Origin of the sequence: Paraburkholderia phymatum, assembly GCF_038900715.1 — a bacterium.
Lineage (GTDB): Bacteria > Pseudomonadota > Gammaproteobacteria > Burkholderiales > Burkholderiaceae > Paraburkholderia > Paraburkholderia phymatum_A.
On record NZ_JAYMRZ010000004.1, the window covers coordinates 429,226 to 448,669 of the forward strand.

Below are 19,444 nucleotides of genomic sequence, written 5' to 3' on the forward strand. Positions count from 1 at the left end.
CGCTTGCATAGGCAAGCTACTGGAGCCCGCTGCACTGTCCGTTCGACGTGTTCCTGCTGCGTGCGCCGGAGTGTAGCCGCGCCCAGGTTGGCGCCATGGAAACAGGGCGGGAACGTCGTGCGAATCCAGATCACCTAGAATAGCTAGCGTGATCGTCTTGGGAGGACGTGCAACCGTCGGACAAAAAAACACGACGTCAGTGTGTCCGGTTTTCAATCTCTGGACGAGCACTGCGGAAGTATGAATGGCACGTGGGGCGCCCCAGTGGCCCCGTATTCCCGGCATGAATGAACACGGCCACGAAAGACGGGTTTTGCCGAAACGGGTTCATTGCAGTGCGCAGCGTCGTCGACCACATTGTCGGCTGCGACGCTCCCGCGTGCGTCAGTAGGGAGAGAGGAGGTGAGATGACTTCGGGTTCGCATTCGACTTCGACCCAGAGCGAACACGATCGCAAGGAGCCAGTTGTCTATGTGGTCGACGACGACGAGTCGATGCGTTTTGCGCTTGGCAATTTGATGCGATCGGTCGGGCTACATGTGGAGACATTCGAATCATCGGGGGACTTCCTTGCTTTCCCGAAGTACGACGTGCCCAGTTGCCTGATTCTCGATGTCAGGCTGCGGGGCGAAAGTGGCCTTGCCTTCCAGGAACAGATTGCGAAGAGCGGTGTGCGCATGCCGATCGTATTCGTGACCGGGCATGGCGACATCGCGATGACAGTCAAGGCCATGAAAGCGGGGGCCGTCGATTTCCTCGCGAAGCCGTTTCGCGACCAGGACATGCTGGACGCGGTCGCCGATGCGCTGGCGCGCGACGGTGAGCGTCTTGCCGCCGAACAATCGATCGCGGCGCTTCGTGTTGCCTATGACTCGCTGACACTGCGCGAACGGGAAGTCATGGGCTTCGTCGTGGCCGGCCTGATGAACAAGCAGATTGCCTCCGAAATGAATCTCAGTGAAATCACCGTGAAGATTCATCGTGGGCACCTGATGAAAAAGATGGCGGCGCGATCCGTCGCGGATCTCGTCAGAAAATCGGAATCGCTGCGCGTCAATGCGCAGTCGCAGAAGTCGTCTTGAGAGCGGCGAGACCGGAAGCGCCGTTCCGGTCTTTTGCCGATACAGCCAGCACGCCATTTTTCAGCGCCTTCGCTTTCAGGTCGGCCGATGGGAATGCCGTATTGAAGATGGTCGGCGGTGCATATCCGAGTGCAAGAATGCGGTCGTGCATCTCCACTCCCGACATGCCGGGCATCATGACGTCGGAGACGGCCTCGTCGTCGCCAACAATCGAAACTGCCTGAGCAGAACACAAGCTTAGCCTCGATCTACCGATACGCGGCAACTCATACTTTGTATGAGTCGCCGCGCCATCCGCCGTGGCGCGGCGAGGACCTGGCGACGCACGGTGCGTGGCAGGTGCTGACGCTACCGCTCGCAATAGCAGGGGCTATCGTGCCTCAAGTGTGCCTGCAGCTAGCGGCGCGTATCTCTGCCCGCGGGTTATACGCGGGTATGAGCGTTCGAAGCCTATGTAGGAGCAGCGCCACCCGTCCGTAGAATAGTCTTGAGGCGCACGCGCGCCTACCCTTGTGTCATGGCCGATGCGATCGTGAAGTGCGCCTCGCAAGACATCGTGTGATGTGACGGCCCGTCTAGAGGGGAAACATCATGTTCAACGTGCTGCACAACTGGATCTTTATCGGCTCGAATGCATACGACGAGTACACATTCGTACCGTGGCTCAACCGGAACGTGTATCGGCGAACAGTGGAGCTGCACCGCATTTGCCTGCTCTAGCTGGTGCAATGCGAACCGGAAATGAGCTAAGCCATGCACGTGTCAATAGTGGTAGCCGTCAATGGATCAATTGGATACTTCTCAACGTGGCTTTCGCGTTGGACTGAAAAATACCAATGACGCTTTATCTATCTGTTTCGCCGGGCGCGAGGAGGTGACATGATTTCGGGTTCGCATTCGACTTCGACCCAGAGCGCACACGCTCGCAAGGAGCCAGTGGTCTATGTGGTCGACGACGACGAGTCAATGCGTTTTGCGCTCAGCAATTTGATGCGGTCGGTCGGGCTACGTGTGGAGACATTCGAATCGTCGGGGGACTTTCTTGCTTTTCCGAAGTGCGATGCGCCCAGTTGCCTGATTCTCGATGTCAGGCTGCGCGGCGAAAATGGTCTTGCCTTCCAGGAACAGGTTGCGAAGAGCGGTGTGCGCATGCCGATCGTATTCGTGACCGGGCATGGCGACATCGCGATGACAGTCAAGGCCATGAAAGCGGGGGCCGTCGATTTCCTTGCGAAGCCGTTTCGCGACCAGGACATGCTGGACGCGGTCGCCGATGCGCTGGCGCGCGACGGTGAGCGTCTCGCCGCCGAACAATCGATCGCGGCGCTTCGTGTTGCCTATGACTCGCTGACACTGCGCGAACGCGAAGTCATGGGCTTCGTCGTGGCCGGCCTGATGAACAAGCAGATTGCCTCCGAGGTGAATCTCAGCGAGATCACCGTGAAGATGCATCGCGGGCACCTGATGAAAAAGATGGCGGCGCGATCCGTCGCGGATCTCGTCAGAAAATCGGAATCGCTGCGCGTCAATGCGCAGTCGCAGAAGTCGTCTTGAGAGCGGCGAGACCGGAAGCACCGTTCCGGCCTCTTGCCGATTCGCTATGGCACATCCAGCGCAACGCTGAGCCAATGCGCGATGGCGTCGGGATCGACCGGCTTGTCGAGTACAGCCAGCACGCCATTTGTCAGCGCCTTCGCTTTCAGGTTGGCCGATGGGAATGCCGTAATGAAGATGGTCGGCGGTGCATATCCGAGTGCAAGAATGCGGTCGTGCAGCTCGACTCCCGACATGCCGGACATCATGACGTCGGAGATCAGGCATGACGTCGAGGCGAGATGGCCGGATTGCAGAAATTCCTCTGCTGATGCGTACAGGTGTGTATGCCTGCCGAACGAGCGCACCAGACTCCCCATCGCGAGGCGGGCGGCCTCGTCGTCGTCAACAATCGAAACTACCTGGGCAGAACACAAGATTAGCCTCGATCTTCAGGAAAGGGAGTTCACGCAGCAGGAACGCCACTGCATGCATCCGCCTGCATCTACGGTACCCAGCGTAATTGTCGTGCCAGCGGCCGGGAATCATACACAAGTATGAGTGCGCGGCATTCGCGTCGCCCAGTCCTGCTCATCGCATGCCTATGTCGGGCATGGCTTGCACGTCTACCGATAGGGCGAACTCATACTATGGTATGAGTCGCATCGCCGTGTCCGGCACGCAGTCAGCGTAGCGTGGGCGACGGTCCCGACAAGTTCCTCCGGGTACTATCGATGGCGCCGCGGTCGGCGAGGTGTATCCTGACACAATCCTTGCTCCCGAGTGAACGCGTGTAGCGTCATCAACCCATGACGGGTGGCGGCCTGATGGTCCCGCGTGGCGGATGACAACCTGCATTGGGTTCCGGCGTCGATGGGTAACAGCCTCCAGATCTTGTGGGACGATGGCGAACGCGTCTTCTGTCGAGGGCAGCGCCCGGGCATAGATAGCTGCAACGTCCTGCTTGCGCGTCCCGCCGCCGAACATCCACTACCCGCCAGCCTTGATCGTCTCGCTCACGAGTACGGCCTGAAGGACGAATTGGAAGGTACGTGGTCGGTGCGGCCGCTCGAACTCGCGCGCAAAGGGGGGCGGACCCTGCTGGTGCTCGAGGACCCTGGTGGCGAACCGCTCGCGGGGCTGCTCGGTGCGCCGATGGAGACAGGCGATTTTTTGCGGCTCGCTGTCGGCATCGCTGCTACGCTAGGCAAGCTTCATCAGCGCGGTCTCGTCCATAAGGATCTCAAGCCTACCCATATCCTCGTGAATTGCGCCGACGGGCAGGCGCGGCTCACCGGGTTCGGTCTTGCCTCGCGTCTGCCGCGTGAGCGTCAGACGCCCGAGCCGCCCGAGACCATCGCCGGCACGCTCGCCTACATGGCACCCGAGCAAACCGGCCGGATGAATCGCTCGATCGATTCGCGCAGCGACCTGTATGCGTTCGGCGTCACGCTCTATCAGATGCTGACGGGCGTGCTGCCGTTTACGGCCGCCGACCCCATGGAATGGGTGCACTGCCATATCGCCAGAAAGCCGGTGCCGCCGAGCGAGCTGGTGGAGACCGTCCCTGCTGCGGTCTCCCACATCGTCATGAAGCTGCTCGCCAAGTCGGCCGAAGAGCGCTATCAGACGGCCGCCGGTGTCGAGCATGATCTGCAGCGTTGCCTCGCCGACTGGCAGCGTCAGCACCGCGTCGATACCTTCCCGCTGGGCGAGCACGACACGCCTGACCGGTTGCTGATACCCGAGAAGCTCTATGGGCGAGAGCGCGAGGTCGACACCCTGGTCGCCGCGTTCGATCGGATCGTTAAAAGCGGCCCGCCAGAGCTGGTGCTGGTGTCCGGCTATTCCGGCATCGGCAAATCCTCGGTCGTCAATGAACTGCACAAGGTGCTGGTGCCGCCGCGCGGGCTCTTTGCATCCGGCAAGTTCGACCAGTACAAGCGCGACATCCCCTATTCGACGCTGGTGCAGGCGTTTGAAAGCCTGGTGCGTCCGTTGCTCGGCAAGCCCGACACAGAGCTGGCGAACTGGCGCAGCAATTTCCTGGAAGCGCTGGAGCCGAATGCGCAGCTCATGACCGACCTCATCCCCGACCTGAAGCTCATCGTCGGTGAACCGCCACCCGTCCCGACACTCGAGCCACAACAGGCGCAACGTCGTTTCATGCTCGTGTTCCGGCGTTTCATCAGCGTATTTGCCCGGGCGGAGCACCCGCTTGCGCTCTTTCTCGACGACCTGCAGTGGCTCGACGCCGCGACGCTCGACTTGATCGAAGACCTGCTGACCCACCCGGATCTGCGCCACCTGATGCTGGTTGGCGCCTACCGCGACAACGAGGTCGACGCCGCGCATCCGCTGACCCGCAAGCTTCAGGCCATCAGGAACGCGGGTAGCAGGATCAATGAGATCACGCTGGCGCCGCTCGCCCGAGTGCACGTCAGGCAGTTGATCGCGGAGGCGCTTCACTGCGAGCCGGCGCGCGTCGCACCACTGGCGCAACTGGTCCATGAGAAGACGGGTGGCAATCCGTTCTTCGTCATTCAGTTTCTGCACGCGCTTGTCGAAGAAGATTTGCTCACCTTTGATCATGACGCGCGGCAGTGGTGCTGGGACCCCGACCGCATCCATGCCAAGGGTTACACCGACAACGTCGTGGACCTGATGGTCGGCAAGCTAAGCCGCCTGCCGGCTGAGACGCGTCACGCGTTGCAGCAGCTTGCCTGTCTTGGGAACGCCGCCAGGATCACGACACTGTCGACCGTGCTCGGCATTCCGGTGCCGCAGGTCCACGCGGCGTTGTGGGAGGCGATGCGTCAGGAACTGGTCGAGCGGCTGGAGAGCTCTTACAGGTTTGTGCATGACCGGGTCCATGAAGCCGCCTATTCACTGATCCCCGAAACCTCGCGCACCTCGGCCCATCTGCGGATCGGGCGACTGCTCGCCGCGCGGACGCCCCCTAAAAAGCGGGAGGAGGCGATCTTCGAGATCGTCGGTCAGCTCAATCGCGGCGCCGCGCTGATCGCCGAAGAGGGCGAACGGGAACGGCTGGCCGAATTCAACCTGCTCGCCGGCCAACGCGCCAAGGCGTCGACAGCGTACTCGTCGGCGCTCACCTATCTCGTCACCGGCGCGGAACTATTGAACGACGATTGCTGGGAGCGCCGGCATGAGCTGATCTTTGCGCTGGAACTGAACCGGGCCGAATGCGAATTTCTGACCGGGCAGTTATCGGTTGCAGACGAGCGCCTGGCGGCGCTATCGAATCGCGTCACGACAACGGTCGAACGAGCCAGCGTCGCGTGCCTGCAAATGGATGTCTACCTGGTCCTCGATCAGAGCGGTCGCGCGGTCGATGTTTGTCTCTCCTACCTGAGGCATGTCGGCATCGAGTGGTCACCGCATCCGGATGACGAGGAAGTGCGACGCGAATACGAGCGCATCGGGACACGGCTTGGGGGCCGGGCCATCGAGGCACTCATCGAATTGCCGCTGATGGAAGACGCGGCTTCACTCGCGACCGTCGAGGTGCTGAACAAGTGTTTCGCGCCGGCCGTGCAGACGGATGTGAACCTGGTTTTGCTGACGATCTGCAAGGGGGTCAGTCTCAGCATCGAGCGTGGCAACTGTGACGCTTCATGTATGCTCTATGCCAATGTCGGCAGGGTCGCCGGACCGCGTTTCGGTGACTATCAGACCGGATTCCGGTTCGGGCAGCTCGGCTGCGACCTCGTCGAACGACGGGGGTTAAGACGGTTCGAGGCGGGCACGTATCTTTGCTTCGCGGTTTTCGTCATGCCCTGGATGAAACACGTGCGGTCTCGCCGTGATCTGATGCGCCGCGCTTTCGAAGCGGCGAACCGGATCGGAGACCTCACGTATGGCGCCTACGTGGGCAACGAACTCGACTCGAACCTGCTCTTCGCGGGCGAGCCGCTGCACGAGGTGCAAGGCGAAGCCGAACGCGGCCTTGCGTACGCAGGGAAGGTGCGGTTCGGTCTTGTCATTGACCTCATCACCACACAACGCGCGCTGATCCGGACGCTTCGCGGCCTGACGCCGACGTTCGGCTGCCTTGACGACGGGCAGTTCAACGAACTTCGCACCGAAACCCATCTGTCCAGCAACCCGGCCCTGGTCATCGCTGCGAGTTTCTACTGGATCCGGAAATTGCAGGCGCGCTATTTCGCCGGTGACTATGCGGCGGCCATGGACGCCGCGTCGAAGGCGCAACCGCTGCTCTGGGTCTCTTCCACGTTCTTTGAGGAAGCCGAATATCACTTTTACGCCGCGCTGACCCGGGTCGCCTGGTGCGAGTGCGCCCCGGCCGACGAGCGGCCACAGCACCTGGACGATGTCGCTGCACATTACCGGCAGCTCCAGATCTGGGCGAAAAACTGCCCGGAGAATTTCGCGGACCGCGCCGCGATGGTCGGTGCCGAGATTGCCCGGATTGAAGGTCGCGTAGCGGATGCCATGGAGTTGTACGAACAGGCCATCCACTCGGCGCAGGAAAGCGGCTTTATACACGGTGAGGCACTCGCCAACGAACTCGCGTCGCACTTCTACGCGTCGCGCGGTTTCGGGAAGATTGCCCGTTTGTATTTGCAAGACGCGCGCTACGGCTATCTGCGTTGGGGAGCTGACGGAAAGGTGCGGCAACTCGAAGAGCTGTATCCGTACCTGAGGACGGAAGAGTCCGCGCTCGGTCCGACGACCACGATCGCAGCGCCCGTCGAACACCTCGACCTCGCGACGGTGATCAAGGTGTCGCAGGCCGCTTCGGGCGACATCGTCCTGGACAAGCTGATCGAGATGGTCATGCGTACAGCAATCGAACAGGCGGGCGCCGAACGGGGCGTGTTGATTCTGTCGGACGGCAGCGAAGAACGGATAGCAGCGGAAGCGCTGACCACCGGCGACGCGGCCAGGCTGCAGTTGCGCGATGCTCCCGTCAGCACGGCGATGCTGCCGGAGTCGATCCTCTATCATGTCTTGCGCACAGGGGAGAGCGTCTTTCTCGACGATGCCGCAGCTGAGTCCCCGTTCGCGGCAGATCCCTATATCCGTCAGCATCGCGCCCGTTCGATTCTCTGCTTCCCGTTGATGAATCAGGCGAAGCTCACCGGCGCGCTCTACCTCGAAAACAATCTCACTGCCCGCGTGTTCAGCCCGGCCAGGATCGCCGTGCTGAAGCTGTTGGCCTCGCAGGCCGCGATCGCGCTGGAAAATGCTCACCTGTACCACGAACTCGTGGAACGCGAAGCGAAAATCCGGCGGCTCGTCGACGCCAACATCATCGGGATCGTCGTCTGGAATGTCGATGGCGACATTCTCGAGGCCAATGACGCATTTCTTCGCATGGTGGGATACGAGAGTGACGATCTCGTCGCGGGTCGCGTGCGCTGGAGGGAGCTGACACCGCCGGAATGGCGCGAGGGCGACGAACGGGCGCTACGAGAGATCGGGGAGACTGGGCGCGCCCAGCCATTCGAGAAAGAGTACATCGGGAAAGATGGCAGCCGTGTGCCTGTCATTGTCGGTTTGGCCACTTTCGAAGCCACTCGAAAGGAAGGTGTCGCTTTCGTGCTCGATCTGACCAGGCGCAAGCACGCGGAGGAAAAAGTCCGCGAGAGCGAGCACCGCTATCGCGAGGTGCAGAAGGAGCTGGCGCATGCGAACCGTGTCGCGACCATGGGGCAGCTCACGGCCTCGATCGCCCACGAAGTCAACCAGCCGATCGCCGCAACGGTGACCAACGCCCAGGCTGCGCTGCGATGGCTGCACGCGCAGCCTCCGAACGTCGACGAGGTGAGGCAGGTGCTCGGGCATATCGTCAAGGATGCAGGTCGAGCGGGGGACGTGCTCGGCCGGATTCGTGATCTGGTCAGGAAGGCGCCGCCGCGGACGGAGCCGGTGGACATCAACGAGGCGATCCGCGAGGTGATCGAACTCACGTGTGGCGAAGCGACGAAGAGCGGCGCCTCGGTACAGACACAACTCGCCGACGGCTTGCCGTTCATCGAAGGAGACCGTGTCGAACTGCAACAGGTGCTCCTCAACCTGATCATCAACGCGCTGGAGGCGATGCTCGGCGTCAGCGACGGCGTTCGACAACTGCTCATCACCACAGGGAAAGCCGACTCCGACTGCGTGCTCGTGACAGTGCGCGATTCAGGGCCGGGATTTGCTACGCACTGCGCCGAGCATGTTTTCGCTCCCTTCTACACCACGAAGCCTACGGGTTTGGGGATGGGGCTGTCGATCTGCCGTTCGATCATCGAAGCGCGTGGCGGCCGGTTGTGCGCCACTGCGAACGCGCCTCGCGGCGCTGTCGTTCAATTCACTGTGCCAGCACATCCAGCCGTTCCATCGTGATCGCCGCGCATGTCAGCTCGGGTACCTGACCGCAGATCGCGTGCTGCCCGCGCGGACATCATCGTGTGGCTGTTTGCAGCGTTGCACGGGGAACCTCATCTCTCGTGACGAGCAGTCGACCAGCACGGCGCCGAACTCGATGCGTCGCGACAAGCCAGCGTGACAGCGCCGCGAAATCCGCTATCCAACGCGTGCCCAGTTTTTCTCCGAAACGGCGAGGAAGGTGGGGAGCAGAACCGCTCGACCTTCCCCGGGTCCTCACGGACGAACGTTGATAATCGTCTTCCCGCTGATCCGCCTGGCCGGATTGAAAGCGGCGACGGCTTCGTCGAGGGTCGCGATGTTGCCGATGTTCGTGCGCAGTCGTCCGTCCCGCACTCGCTGGACGATCTCACCCAGTTGGGCGCGATCGGACTCGACGACGAAGTCGATGGCCAGACCGTTGTCGGGCCGCGCCTCGGCGGGCCCGACAACGGACACCAGTGTTCCACCCGCTCGAACCAGGCCTGCGGACCGTTTACCGATGTCACCGCCGATGACATCGAACACCAGATCGACGCCGCCGATGTCTTCCAGTGTGTCGCTGTCGAGGTCGACAAACTCCTGCGCGCCGAAGTCGAGCGCCTTCTGACGGTCGGCGGCGCGCCCGGTGCCGATGACATAGGCGCCGAACTCACGTGCGAGTTGCGTCACCATCGTCCCGACTGCGCCCGCCGCACCGTGCGCGAGGACGCGCTGGCCCGCCTGAAGGCGCCCGTGCTGGAACAGCCCTTGCCATGCGGTCAGTCCCGAGATGGGCAGGCTTGCGCCCACCGTGAAGTCGACATCGCCCGGCAGCGGCGCAAGGTTGCGTGCCTCGATCGCCACATACTCGGCCAGAGTGCCGTCGCGATACCAGTCCGCGATGCCGAACACCCGCTGTCCCACCAACAGCCCCGTCGTGCCGTAGCCGAGAGCAGTGACCACTCCGGCCAGCTCGTGGCCGGGGATCGACGGCGTTCGCTCACGGTCGCTGCGATCGGTCCAGGTCGAGGGCCACGTCAACTCAGTTCCGACGAATCCCGACGCGTGAATCTGAACGATAACGTCGTTTATCGCCACCGCCGGCTCGGGCCGCTCGGACAGCTTCATCCCGGCCGTACCCGCGGCCTGATCCGTCACAATGATTGCCTTCATGGGAAATATCTCCGTTAAGAAAAGCCCGGGTGTCCGGGCCATCTGGTCACCTGGGGCTTCTGAAAGTCGAGCCGCTGTCGCTCAAGGACGAACGCGGATGATCGTCTTCCCGCTGGTCCGCCTGGTCGGGTTGAAGGCGGCGACGGCATTGTCGAGGGTCGAGACGTTGCCGATGTTCGTCCGCAGTCGTCCGTCCCGCACCCGCTGGACGATCTCGCCCAGTTGGGCACGATCGGACACGACAACAAAGTCGACCGCCCGGCCGTCGGCGGGCCACGCCTCGGGCGGCCCGGCAACGGCTACCAGCGTTCCTCCCGCTTGAATCAGGCCCGCCGACCGCTTCCCGATGTCGCCGCCGATGACATCGAAAACCAGATGGACTTTGCCGACGTCTTCGAGGACGTCGTTCTCGAGATCGACGAACTCCTGCGCGCTGAAGTCGAGCGCTTTCTGACGGTCGGCGGCGCGTCCGGTGCCGATGACGTAGGCGCCGAACTCACGCGCGAGCTGCGTCACCATCGAGCCAACCGCGCCGGCCGCGCCGTGCACGAGGACGGTCTGCCCCGCCTGGAGGCGACCGTGCTCGAGCAGTCCCTGCCACGCGGTCAGGCCGGGCATCGCCACGCTCGCGCCCACCGTGAAGTCGACGTCGCCCGGCAGCGGCGCGAGGTTGCGCGCCTCGACGGCCACATACTCCGCCAGGGTGCCGCCGCGATGCCCGTCCGCCAGGCCGAACACCCGCTGTCCCATCGACAGCCCCGTCGTGCCATAGCCGAGAGCGCTGACCACTCCGGCCAGCTCTTGCCCGGGAATCGATGGCGTCCGGTCACGGCCAAGGCGGTCGGTCCACGTTGACGGCCACGTCAGCTCGCCCGAGGTGAATCCCGACGCATGAACCTGAACGACGACGTCGAGCAGCTCTGCCTGCGGCCCGGGATGCTCCACCAGCGACATCCCGGCCGTCCCCGCAGCCTGGTCGGTAACAACGATTGCCTTCATGAAAATATTTCCTCCTTGCTAATGTTGCAGCGTTGGAATGCCCGTTCGACATCTCATGCGAAGGGCTACGAGATCTTCCAGAAGCGAAGGTGGAGCAGCGCTTAGTGAATGTCGGCGTGACCTCGTCCTCCGGGCTGCGCGGTGCAAGGCCGCGGCTTGACCATCGACACATCATCGACGCCATGCCTCGCTGAGCGGTTCCCGGGCGGATAGCTGCGCTTGCACATCCAGTCTGACGCTCGCGCCGGCATGTGACTGGCTTGACAGTCCGTCTCGTAGTTGGCGGACGTAAGTGTTCCGGGAGTGGCCGGATCAAGGCCCTTACCTCAGCGGTCGCTCCAAAGCGTGTTTCCCGGAATGAGGCCGACGGTATCGTTCGACATGACGAACCAGTCAGCGTAGTTTTCTGCGTTGCTCACGGATCCGATTGCTATAGAGCAAGCGTCGGCAATGGAAGAGCCACATCCTCACGTGACTCGATCACATAAGCGGTGACAGACAAAATACAGATCCGCTAACGCCGATTCCTGGGTCCGGAACCTTCTACCTTGCCGAAACAACGACTGCCGCAAAGCCTACCTATGCGTAACGGCAGGGCTAGCAAGCGCAAGAACTAATCGACGATAAACCAGCAGACGTTGACGTTATTGCCGATCGAATCAACAGGACGTCGTACCGCAGTTCACTATGGTGACAGCAAGGTTATCTGGACCAGTCACGGGCTAGCATCACGCAGAACTTCTGCGCCGTCACCAATCTACGCATTGCCTGCGCTCGACAGCCACCGCTTCCGTCTCTTGATTAAATTAAACCTTGGAACGCTGGTCAACGTTCCATTGGTATATGGAAGCCATACGTGGGACTTTGCGCATGCCGCCAACACGCATGCGCACAAGGTGCTGATCGAGGCATCGTAGAACGCGCTGGTCTTATGACCCTCGGCGACGCCTCCCCGATGCCCGGCGTTCATTTCAGTCTGAGCGCTCGATCGATCCGTTCAATCCATCGACACCACGATACGTCCGTCGACGGTCCCCTCGCGCAGCGCGCCGAACACCGCATTGATGTTCTCGATACGGTCGCGATGGATATGCGCGCGAACGCTGCCTTGCGCCGCAAAGTCGAGCGATTCCTGCAAGTCGCGCCGCGTGCCGACGATCGATCCCCGCACGGTAATGCCGTTGAGCACGGTCGAGAAAATCGGCAACGGGAAATCGCCCGGCGGCAGGCCGTTCAATGCGACCGTTCCGCCGCGCCGAACCATGCCGAGCGCCTGCGCGAACGCGCTGCGCGATACGGCCGTGACGAGCACGCCGTGTACGCCGCCGATTTCCTTTTGAATCTCCGCCGCTGGGTCCGCATGCTTTGCGTTGATCGCGAGCTTTGCGCCGAGCTTGCGCGCGAGTTCCAGCTTGTCGTCGGCTATGTCGACGGCGACGACGTGCAGGCCCATCGCGATCGCGTATTGCACGGCGACGTGGCCGAGTCCGCCGATACCCGAGATCGCGAGCCACTGGCCAGGACGCGTGTCGGTCACGCGAATGCCCTTGTAGACGGTCACACCGGCGCAGAGAATCGGCGCGATTTCGTCGAATTCGACGTTGTCGGGAAGGTGCCCGACGTAGTTCGGATCGGCGAGCACATATTCCGCGTATCCGCCGTTGACCGAATAGCCCGTGTTCTGCTGTTCGTGGCACAGCGTTTCCCAGCCGCTCAGGCAATGCTCGCAGTGGCCGCATGCGGTGTACAGCCAGGGCACGCCGACGCGGTCGCCTTCCTTCACCGTCTTGACGCCGCTGCCGACGGCCGTCACGTAGCCGACGCCTTCGTGTCCCGGAATGAACGGTAGCGTGGGCTTGACGGGCCAGTCGCCGTCGGCGGCGTGCAGGTCGGTGTGGCAGACACCCGACGCCTTGATGTTGACGAGAATCTGGCCCGGACCGACTTCGGGCACGGGCACTTCCTCGATGCTGAGTGGCGCGCCGAACTGGTGAACGACGGCGGCTTTCATATGACGGGGCATGTCAGGCTCCTCGGAAAAAGTGATGCGTTCATCGAAGCGGACTGCGGGATTCGACAGTCCGCATCCGCGATAGAAGGGGTGACGGCTACACGCGCAGCGATCCGCGCAACGAGCCGAAGTCGGTGCGTGGATGACGATGGACAGGCGAGCCGTCCTTCACCGAGAACGTCGGCTTGTCACGCCCAGGGCGAATCGCTTCCGCGAGATTGAAGGGAACACCCGAAGGAAGCTGGGAAGAAAAATGACGCAGCGACACGTTGTAGCGCCGCGCCGCATCGTCGTAGCGATCGCGAGCGAGCGCGATCCGTCCCGCCGACGACGCGAGCCGCGACTGAAGCACGCGGAACTTCGGGTCGTTGTTCAGGCGGCGAACGCCTTCGCACGCGATCATCAGTTGCGAGATCGCCTCCGTGAGCTGACGTTGCGCGATATCGAAGCGTTCGAACAATGCGGGCGTGTCCACGAACTCAGACGACGCGTGCAGCGACGCGACGGTCTCCCGCGAATCGTCCATCTGAGCGAGCACCAGCGAATCCGCCGGCAGATACTTTCTTGCGAGCGTCGATGCATCGGCGGCAAGGTCGAGGCGTTGGCCGTACTGATCGAGCACATCGGCGAACGCGGCGTTTACTTCGCGATCGGAAGTCATCGAAGGATTGATCCCGCACGAGGCAAGTAAAAGCAGGCCGAGCAGGAGCGAAATGATCGAAGTGGATTTCATCGTCGTTGGGGCTGCTTTCGCGCGGTTGCGCTTGTGATCAGCGTAGGCGTGCATCGCCCGCGACGCTTGATCGACATCAATCGGTCGACGATCGTCTTCGATGCGCGCGCGGTGCCGAAGAGCGAGCGCGATGCCGACAATCGTTGCCCAGGATCAGCTTTCCTCCGACATGCGCCGTTATCTTGAAGAGGTTCAGGAATTGTTCTCGGGGTGCACGAAGTGTCGACGGGCAACGGCGCAGAGCGCGAGAAGACAGAAGCGAACGCGGCAACGGGACATGTGATCGCGGTGCGCGGTGCGGTCGTCGACGTCGACTTCGCCGGGCATGCGCTGCCGCCCGTCGATACAGCGCTCCGGATCTCGATGCAGGACCGCGCGCCCGTTCTCGCCGAAGTGCAGGCGCATATCAGCGAGACGGCCGTGCGGGCGCTCGCGTTGCAATCGACGGCGGGTCTCGCGCGCGGCGTGACGGTGCAGGTCGGCGCGGGGCCGATCGAAGTGCCCGTCGGCGAAGCGGTGCTCGGAAGGCTGCTCGACGTTGCAGGCGTCACGCGCGATGACGGCGCGCCGCTGCCCGATGACGTCGCGCGCCGTCCGATCCATCGTGCGCCGCCGCCGTTGTCGGCGCAGCGCGGCGCAACGCGTCTCTTCGAGCTTGCGCGTTTTCTGTTTCGTCCCGTGGCCGACATCATTGCGCAACGGCAGGCGAGCGCGCATGCGCTGATGAACGAAGCGAATGCGGCGAAGGCTTCGGCACAAGTTGAACGCGATGCGCTGTCGGCCGAACGCGAACAGCTGGCGACGCAGCGTGCTCAGGCGTTGGCGCAAGCCGAAGCGGACGCGGACAGGCAGCGCGCGGCCCTGCTGGCCGCAGCGCTCGAAGAAGCCGACCGGCTGCACGCGCAAGCGGCGGCGGACCGGGCACGCGAAAGCGCGGCGCAAGCGGAGGCAGCGTCGGCGCTCGCGGTGCAACTGGCCGTCGATATCGCAGGCAAGCTGCTCGACCGCGTGCCCGACAGTCTGCGCGTGGCGGCGTTCGTAGACGGACTCGCTGATGGCGTGCGCTCGCTTTCGCCGGCCGCGCGCGCGGGGATGGCCTCGGATGCGTCGCTGCAACTGACCGCGCCGCGTGCATTGACACCCGACGAGCGTGCCGCATGCGAAACGGCGCTGTCCGTCGCGCTCGGAAGCACGATCGCGTTGCATGCACAAGTCGATCGCGCGCTGATCGCGGGACTGGAGTTGTCGGGCGCGCACGGCATCGTGCGCAATAGCTGGCGGGATCAGCTGGAACAGATTCACACGGGGCTGCTTCGCGATGATGGACACACGCGCTGACATGAACGACGAGCGGCCCGCAAGCGAATGGCTCGCCGGCAAGCGCGATGCGCTCGAACGACTCACGCTGAAGGCGCGCGCGACGAGCATCGGCCGCGTCGAGCACGTTGCGGGTGGCATCGCGTTCGTATCGGGCCTGCCCGACGTCGCGCTCGATGAACTGGTCGAAGTCGAAGGCGGCGTGCGCGGCTTCGTTCATTCGCTCGATGCCGCCGTTGCGAGCATCGTGCTGCTGGACAGCGGCGCATCGGTGCGCGCGGGCATGCGCGTGGCCCGCACGGGCACGGTGCTCGATGTGCCCGTCGGCGAGGCGCTGCTCGGGCGGGTCGTCGATCCGCTCGGACGGCCGCTCGACGGCGGCGATGCGTTGAAGGCCGATGCGCGCTTGCCTGTCGAGCGCTCCGCGCTCGCGATCATCGAGCGCGATTTCGTTCACGAGCCGCTGGAAACGGGCGTGCTGATCGTCGACGCGCTGTTTGCAATCGGGCGCGGACAGCGCGAACTGATCATCGGCGACCGCGCGACGGGCAAGACATCGCTCGCCGTCGATGCGATCGTCAACCAGAAGCACAGCGACGTGATCTGCGTGTACGTCGCGGTCGGCCAGCGCGCGACGGCCGTGCAAAGAGTGATCGATGCCGTGCGTCAGCATGGGGCGTCCGTGCGTTGCATCTTCGTCGTCGCGTCGGCGGCTTCGTCACCGGGCTTGCAATGGATCGCGCCGTTCGCCGGGTTTTCGATTGCCGAGTACTTTCGCGACCGTGGACAGCACGCGCTCATCGTCATCGACGATCTGACGAAGCACGCCGCGACGCATCGCGAGCTGGCCTTGCTCACACGCGAGCCGCCCGGACGCGAAGCGTATCCCGGCGACATTTTCTATTTGCACGCGCGCCTGCTGGAACGCGCGGCCAAACTGTCGGCCGCGCTGGGAGGCGGCTCGCTGACGGCGTTGCCGATCGCGGAGACCGACGCGGGGAATCTGTCCGCGTATATCCCCACGAACCTGATCTCGATCACCGATGGCCAGATCGTGCTCGACGCGGGACTCTTTGCGGCGAATCAGCGGCCGGCCGTGGATGTGGGCTTAAGCGTCAGCCGCGTCGGCGGCAAGGCGCAGCATGCCGCGCTGCGCGATGTCGCGGGTCGTTTGCGGCTCGAGTACGCGCAGTTTCTTGAACTGGAAATGTTCAGCCGTTTTGGCGGACTTGCCGATGCGCGCGTCAATGCGCAAGTCGAGCGGGGCAAGCGGATACGCGCGCTCATCACGCAACCGCGCTTTGCCGCATTGCGCCCCGCCGATCAGGTGGCGTTGCTCGCGGCGCTCGCCGATGGCGCCTTTGATCATGCGCCGCTGCGCGTGCCGGGCTGGGTCCGGCAGCGGTTCATCGCGGCGGATGAAGCGCAGGGTCGAGCCTCCGATGCGAGCACAGCGGCCTGGTTGTCGGGCCCTCTCGACGACGCGTTGCGCAAGCGCCTGACTGATCCGATACGCGAGCTGGTCGAGCGCGCGATGCGCGATGCGGCTCACGAGCCTGAAGCACAGGAACCTTCCGATGAGCAGCAGACTCGGTGAAATCGAAAGCCGCACGGCGACGGCGCGGCAGCTCGAATCCGTCATCAGCGCGATGCGGGGCATTGCTGCCGCGCGCGAACGCGAAGCCCAGGGGCGGCTTGCGGGCATCCGCTCGGCGGCGGCGACGGTCGGCGAGGCGATCGGGATGGTGCTGGCCGCCGCGCCGTTCAACGCCCCGTCCGCCACGCCGTCCATCTACGCGGCCGAGCGGGAGCCTGATAGACGTCTTACGCGAATCGTGATCGTCGTGTGCACCGAGCAGGGCTTCGTCGGCGGCTTCAACGAGCATCTGATCGAACGCGTGGAGCGCCTGCAAGCGGACGCCGCCGCCGAGATTTTCGTGGTGGGCACACGCGGTGCGATGCTTGCGCAAGAGCGCGGACTGAAGTGCGCCTGGTCCGTGCCGATGGCCGCGCACGCCGACGACGTGATGCGCGTCGCCGGTGCGATCACCGATGCCGTGTATGCGCGCTTCAACGCCCGCGACGCATCGGAAGTGTGGCTCGTCCATGCGATACCCGGTCCGGGTCTTGAGGATCGCATCGTGACGCGGCGTGTCGTGCCATTCGATTTCGCGCGGTTCAGAATGTCCTCGCGGATGCAGCCGCCCTTGCTCAATTTGCCGCGCGACCGGCTGCTCCAAGGGCTCACCGAGCGGTATGTTTACGTCGAAGTGTGCGAAGGGCTGATGCAGTCGTTCGCGGCGGAAAACGCGGCGCGCGTCGCGGCGATGCTTGCGGCGAGCCAGCACGTGAAGGACAAGCTGGAAGCGCTCACGCGCGACTACCGCATCGTGCGGCAGGACGAGATCATGTCCGAGATCGTCGAGCTTGCGTCGACTTCCGCTTTCGTGCAGGCGGACTGATACGGACAGGTGCAACCGTGAAGCGTGGATGGATCAGGGCGTTTTTACTTTCGATGCTGTGCGCGGCGGTTCTCGACGGCTGTGCGAGCGCATCGCGCGACGCTGCGTTTCGAAGCAGGCAAGTCGAACTCTTTCGCGCGCGACAGGGTGCGTCCGTGATCTGCGATTCGAGCGTCGATTGCGACCGCGCGTGGGCGCGTACCCGATCGTTCATCAAGACGCATTCGGCGAGCCGGATCATTCGTGCCGACGATACCGTCATCGAAACGGGCGATCCGCATTCGTTCGGCTTCGTCTATCTCGCAGCGACGAAAAGCCCGACCGATGACGGCCATACGCTGATACAGCTCAGGGCGATGTGCCGCGGCATGTACGACAGCGACGGCAATGCCGCGCTGATGTATTCGACGTGCGCGAAGTCGATTGTCGAAGTGGAAGGGGAGTTTCGCGCGTGGATGGGGGCGGCGCGATGATGCGCGCTGTCGCCTTCATGCTGTTGCGTTCATGATGCCGCGCGCTGTCACACGTCCAATGCATTTGCGGCCGCATCGATGCCGCGATTCTATGACCGCTCGACACCGGAGAAGTGACCGACGGTCTGCGCAAGTAGCGCAGCCGACCCGACGGGCAGTTTCAGATTCACGGCGAGCGCCGTCCGGTTCATCCATCCTCGCGCAGCAGCCGCAAGTCCCGCCGATGCGCAAAAGAGATACACGTTCTGCAGGATCGCGCCAGCGCTCGCATAAGCGAACGCTTCGCGCTGCGTTTGCGGAATGTCCTGCATGCGCGTGAGATCGGCGACATACACGAGGTTGACGGGCGCATGGCCGTGGAAGTCCTGATATCCCGTCATGCTTCGCAGATCCGCCGACGCGACGAGTTCGAGCGCGTGATTGACAGGATCGTAGCGATACGCGCCGTTTGCGAGCAGCACGTAGATGTCGATCTCATAGCCGCCCAGCGCCGAGGGCGCGGTACGGCCGCCTTCGGCGTCGCGGTTGATGCCGTCGGCGGCCCACAGCAGATCGCCGAGCGTGGCGTGGTCGATCGGCGTGTCGGCGAAGCTGCGCGAGGTCTGACGCGCCGCCAGTGCATCGAGCAACGGCATGCCGCCGCTGCGATGCGCGACGGGCAAGCCGATGTGGGGTGCCGGCGTCCCTGCGACGGGCCGCGGCGCGGGCGTGTTCAGCAGCGCTGCGCCGATCCGGAAAATAGGTTTGATCATGGCGTGGCCATCCGCAACGAGAAACAGGTCGACCTTCATGAGCGCGACAAGGTCGAATCGATCGTCCCACGCGGCTCGTCGATGGCGTTGATGCAGGTCAAGCGATGCGCAGTCGCCCCGTGCATTGTTTGCATTGACGTGTATCAAGCGCGGCGGGTAGCGGCGGGCCAAGCTTGTTTGGGCGTCTGGCGCGCAGATGGACTGTGAGTCTTCCAATGCGGCATTTCATTCGCGAGTGGCGTGGGCATCATGCACATTTCGTTTCCTCCCTGTGCCCCTGAATATTGCGCACGCGATCTGGTGCTGGCGTTTCCCGCGCTCGTCGACGATCGGCCTGTTCAGTGCGCGATCACGGCGGAAGCACTCGAAGATCATTTCGGTGCGCGCTCGCTGAGAGAAGACGATCCGATCGACGCGTTCACCGCGCATCGCGTGGAAGTCGAGCGCGCTGCGCAGCGTATGTTGAACGAAGTGGGCGACAAGCCCGTGCTGCTGCATAGCGGGTATTTCCGCTTCTGCGACTGAATC

General features: G+C 63.3%; 16 protein-coding genes. 9 read left to right on the forward strand and 7 right to left on the reverse strand.

All coding sequences use genetic code 11. The features are described 5' to 3' along the window. The first annotated feature begins 407 nt into the window (after positions 1 to 407). Positions 408 to 1,082: a response regulator transcription factor gene (locus VSR68_RS10665; protein WP_342939869.1), complete on the forward strand. Its 675-nt coding sequence runs from the start codon at positions 408 to 410 to the stop codon at positions 1,080 to 1,082. Here VSR68_RS10665 and VSR68_RS10670 read toward each other — a convergent pair. Then, entirely contained in the window at positions 1,054 to 1,260 is a 207-nt protein-coding gene (locus VSR68_RS10670) for a hypothetical protein (RefSeq protein ID WP_342939794.1), read from the reverse strand. The two genes, VSR68_RS10665 and VSR68_RS10670, sit on opposite strands and share 29 nt — an antisense overlap. A 413-nt stretch (positions 1,261 to 1,673) precedes the next feature. Between VSR68_RS10670 and VSR68_RS10675 the strand changes: the two genes are divergently transcribed. Together VSR68_RS10675 and VSR68_RS10680 are read left to right on the forward strand one after the other, a co-directional pair. Beyond that, positions 1,674 to 1,802 carry a hypothetical protein gene (locus tag VSR68_RS10675; RefSeq protein ID WP_342939795.1) on the forward strand — a complete coding sequence of 43 codons (129 nt, stop codon included), beginning with the start codon at positions 1,674 to 1,676 and terminating at the stop codon, positions 1,800 to 1,802. Positions 1,803 to 1,961: 159 nt separating this feature from the next. Continuing rightward, positions 1,962 to 2,636 (forward strand): response regulator transcription factor, encoded by a 675-nt coding sequence (locus tag VSR68_RS10680; RefSeq protein ID WP_342939796.1) that lies wholly within the window; start codon positions 1,962 to 1,964, stop codon positions 2,634 to 2,636. 44 nt (positions 2,637 to 2,680) lie between these two features. Here VSR68_RS10680 and VSR68_RS10685 read toward each other — a convergent pair whose 3' ends face one another. Continuing rightward, a complete protein-coding gene (locus VSR68_RS10685) occupies positions 2,681 to 3,052 on the reverse strand; it encodes a response regulator transcription factor (RefSeq protein WP_342939797.1) in 372 nt (123 codons plus the stop codon). Positions 3,053 to 3,488: 436 nt separating this feature from the next. On the opposite strand from VSR68_RS10685, the gene VSR68_RS10690 reads away from it, so the two are divergent. Beyond that, entirely contained in the window at positions 3,489 to 8,993 is a 5,505-nt protein-coding gene (locus tag VSR68_RS10690; RefSeq protein ID WP_342939870.1) for a trifunctional serine/threonine-protein kinase/ATP-binding protein/sensor histidine kinase, read from the forward strand. A 258-nt stretch (positions 8,994 to 9,251) separates the two neighbouring features. Here the strand turns inward: VSR68_RS10690 and VSR68_RS10695 are convergent, their stop codons facing one another. From VSR68_RS10695 to VSR68_RS10710, 4 genes are all read right to left on the reverse strand, one after another. Continuing rightward, the gene (locus VSR68_RS10695; protein WP_342939798.1) at positions 9,252 to 10,169 is read right to left on the reverse strand and encodes an NADP-dependent oxidoreductase; all 918 of its coding nucleotides are present in this window, start codon (positions 10,167 to 10,169) and stop codon (positions 9,252 to 9,254) included. Positions 10,170 to 10,250: 81 nt separating this feature from the next. Next, entirely contained in the window at positions 10,251 to 11,168 is a 918-nt protein-coding gene (locus VSR68_RS10700; RefSeq protein ID WP_342939799.1) for an NADP-dependent oxidoreductase, read from the reverse strand. 997 nt (positions 11,169 to 12,165) lie between these two features. After that, positions 12,166 to 13,191, reverse strand: a complete 1,026-nt coding sequence (gene adhP, locus VSR68_RS10705) for an alcohol dehydrogenase AdhP (RefSeq protein ID WP_342939800.1) — start codon at positions 13,189 to 13,191, stop codon at positions 12,166 to 12,168. An 85-nt stretch (positions 13,192 to 13,276) separates the two neighbouring features. Then, complete coding sequence (locus VSR68_RS10710) at positions 13,277 to 13,912, reverse strand: LemA family protein (protein WP_342939801.1); 636 nt, start codon at positions 13,910 to 13,912, stop codon at positions 13,277 to 13,279. A gap of 210 nt (positions 13,913 to 14,122) precedes the next feature. On the opposite strand from VSR68_RS10710, the gene VSR68_RS42800 reads away from it, so the two are divergent. The 4 genes from VSR68_RS42800 to VSR68_RS10730 are packed head-to-tail and all read left to right on the forward strand — an operon-like array spanning position 14,123 to position 18,164. Further along, positions 14,123 to 15,250 carry a hypothetical protein gene (locus tag VSR68_RS42800; RefSeq protein WP_428983489.1) on the forward strand — a complete coding sequence of 376 codons (1,128 nt, stop codon included), beginning with the start codon at positions 14,123 to 14,125 and terminating at the stop codon, positions 15,248 to 15,250. Position 15,251: 1 nt separating this feature from the next. Continuing rightward, complete coding sequence (locus tag VSR68_RS10720; RefSeq protein ID WP_342939802.1) at positions 15,252 to 16,826, forward strand: F0F1 ATP synthase subunit alpha; 1,575 nt, start codon at positions 15,252 to 15,254, stop codon at positions 16,824 to 16,826. Then, the gene (locus VSR68_RS10725; protein WP_342939803.1) at positions 16,807 to 17,691 is read left to right on the forward strand and encodes a FoF1 ATP synthase subunit gamma; all 885 of its coding nucleotides are present in this window, start codon (positions 16,807 to 16,809) and stop codon (positions 17,689 to 17,691) included. The genes VSR68_RS10720 and VSR68_RS10725 overlap by 20 nt, the downstream gene beginning before the upstream one ends. 17 nt (positions 17,692 to 17,708) lie before the next feature. Continuing rightward, positions 17,709 to 18,164, forward strand: coding sequence for a hypothetical protein (locus tag VSR68_RS10730; RefSeq protein ID WP_342939804.1), 456 nt, complete (start codon positions 17,709 to 17,711; stop codon positions 18,162 to 18,164). Positions 18,165 to 18,253: 89 nt separating this feature from the next. Here VSR68_RS10730 and VSR68_RS10735 read toward each other — a convergent pair whose 3' ends face one another. Beyond that, positions 18,254 to 18,916, reverse strand: a complete 663-nt coding sequence (locus VSR68_RS10735; protein WP_342939805.1) for a SagB/ThcOx family dehydrogenase — start codon at positions 18,914 to 18,916, stop codon at positions 18,254 to 18,256. A 249-nt stretch (positions 18,917 to 19,165) separates the two neighbouring features. Here VSR68_RS10735 and VSR68_RS10740 point away from each other — a divergent pair, with 249 nt between their 5' ends. After that, positions 19,166 to 19,441, forward strand: a complete 276-nt coding sequence (locus VSR68_RS10740) for a DUF1488 domain-containing protein (RefSeq protein WP_342939806.1) — start codon at positions 19,166 to 19,168, stop codon at positions 19,439 to 19,441. Positions 19,442 to 19,444: the final 3 nt, after the last annotated feature.

Bases quoted from the DNA above. Each gene is read 5' to 3' on its own strand.
- VSR68_RS10675 (WP_342939795.1), top strand. From the start codon at position 1,674: ATGTTCAACGTGCTGCACAACTGGATCTTTATCGGCTCGAATGCATAC.
- adhP (WP_342939800.1), bottom strand. From the start codon at position 13,191: ATGCCCCGTCATATGAAAGCCGCCGTCGTTCACCAGTTCGGCGCGCCA.
- VSR68_RS10690 (WP_342939870.1), top strand. From the start codon at position 3,489: ATGGGTAACAGCCTCCAGATCTTGTGGGACGATGGCGAACGCGTCTTC.
- VSR68_RS10700 (WP_342939799.1), bottom strand. From the start codon at position 11,168: ATGAAGGCAATCGTTGTTACCGACCAGGCTGCGGGGACGGCCGGGATG.
- VSR68_RS10720 (WP_342939802.1), top strand. From the start codon at position 15,252: ATGAACGACGAGCGGCCCGCAAGCGAATGGCTCGCCGGCAAGCGCGAT.
- VSR68_RS10670 (WP_342939794.1), bottom strand. From the start codon at position 1,260: ATGATGCCCGGCATGTCGGGAGTGGAGATGCACGACCGCATTCTTGCA.
- VSR68_RS10725 (WP_342939803.1), top strand. From the start codon at position 16,807: ATGAGCAGCAGACTCGGTGAAATCGAAAGCCGCACGGCGACGGCGCGG.
- VSR68_RS10740 (WP_342939806.1), top strand. From the start codon at position 19,166: ATGCACATTTCGTTTCCTCCCTGTGCCCCTGAATATTGCGCACGCGAT.
- VSR68_RS10695 (WP_342939798.1), bottom strand. From the start codon at position 10,169: ATGAAGGCAATCATTGTGACGGATCAGGCCGCGGGTACGGCCGGGATG.
- VSR68_RS10665 (WP_342939869.1), top strand. From the start codon at position 408: ATGACTTCGGGTTCGCATTCGACTTCGACCCAGAGCGAACACGATCGC.
- VSR68_RS10680 (WP_342939796.1), top strand. From the start codon at position 1,962: ATGATTTCGGGTTCGCATTCGACTTCGACCCAGAGCGCACACGCTCGC.
- VSR68_RS10735 (WP_342939805.1), bottom strand. From the start codon at position 18,916: ATGATCAAACCTATTTTCCGGATCGGCGCAGCGCTGCTGAACACGCCC.
- VSR68_RS10710 (WP_342939801.1), bottom strand. From the start codon at position 13,912: ATGAAATCCACTTCGATCATTTCGCTCCTGCTCGGCCTGCTTTTACTT.